This window comes from Moraxella oculi (genome assembly GCF_023336735.1).
Classification (GTDB): Bacteria; Pseudomonadota; Gammaproteobacteria; order Pseudomonadales; family Moraxellaceae; genus Moraxella; species Moraxella oculi.
On sequence record NZ_JAMBAQ010000054.1, the window covers coordinates 1 to 1,274 of the forward strand.

1 protein-coding gene is annotated in these 1,274 nt (G+C 46.0%); it reads left to right on the plus strand.

What is annotated here, in order from left to right; translation table 11 throughout:
* The first annotated feature begins 2 nt into the window (after positions 1 to 2).
* Entirely contained in the window at positions 3 to 1,193 is a 1,191-nt protein-coding gene (gene tuf / locus M2R47_RS09340; RefSeq protein ID WP_249102518.1) for an elongation factor Tu, read from the plus strand.
* The last annotated feature ends 81 nt before the right edge of the window (positions 1,194 to 1,274 follow it).

A 1,274-nucleotide genomic window follows, 5' to 3' on the forward strand; every position in this document is an offset into this window, starting at 1 on the left:
TTATGGCCAAAGCCAAGTTCGAACGCAACAAACCACACGTAAATGTAGGCACCATCGGTCACGTTGACCATGGTAAAACCACACTAACTGCTGCGATTGCTACTGTTGCTGCTAAGCACCACGGTGGTGAAGCTAAAGACTATGCAGCGATTGACTCAGCTCCTGAAGAAAAAGCTCGTGGTATTACCATCAACACTTCTCACATTGAGTACGACACTGCTAACCGTCACTACGCTCATGTAGACTGCCCAGGCCATGCTGACTATGTTAAAAACATGATTACTGGTGCAGCTCAGATGGACGGTGCCATCTTGGTTGTTGCTGCAACAGACGGTCCAATGCCACAAACTCGTGAACACATCCTACTTTCTCGTCAGGTTGGCGTACCTTACATCATGGTATTCATGAACAAGTGCGACCTTGTTGATGATGAAGAATTGCTAGAATTGGTAGAAATGGAAGTTCGTGAACTTCTATCTGACTACGACTTCCCAGGTGATGACACCCCAATTGTTAAAGGTTCAGCACTTTTGGGTCTAAATGGTGATGCTGGTCAATACGGTGAGCCTGCCATCTTAGAATTGCTAGACACACTAGACAGCTACATCCCAGAGCCAGAGCGTGACATCGATCGTCCATTCCTAATGCCAATCGAAGATGTGTTCTCAATCTCAGGTCGTGGTACGGTTGTTACTGGCCGTGTTGAATCTGGCATCATCAAGGTTGGTGATGAAGTTGAAATCGTTGGTATCAAAGACACTGCTAAGACCACCTGTACTGGTGTTGAAATGTTCCGTAAATTGCTAGACGAAGGTCGTGCTGGTGAGAACTGTGGTGTGCTACTTCGTGGTACTAAGCGTGAAGAAGTTCAGCGTGGTCAAGTACTTGCTAAGCCAGGCTCAATCACTCCTCACACCCAATTTGATGCAGAAGTATATGTGCTATCAAAAGAAGAAGGTGGTCGTCATACACCATTCCTAAATGGCTATCGTCCACAATTCTACTTCCGTACCACAGATGTTACTGGTGCCATCACTCTACAAGAAGGTACCGAAATGGTCATGCCTGGCGACAATGTTGAGATGAGTGTTGAGCTTATCCACCCAATCGCCATGGACAAAGGTCTGCGTTTCGCAATCCGTGAAGGTGGCCGTACTGTAGGTGCTGGTGTTGTTGCTAATGTTAAAAACTGATCTTAAAATAAGATTGGCTTAACAGCAAACATAACACGACTTACTAAGTCAAAAACCCCTGCCTAAGATGGTGGGGGTTTT

What these genes read in the sequence shown, in the direction of transcription:
- tuf (WP_249102518.1), top strand. Translation starts at nt 3, where the DNA reads ATGGCCAAAGCCAAGTTCGAACGCAACAAACCACACGTAAATGTAGGC.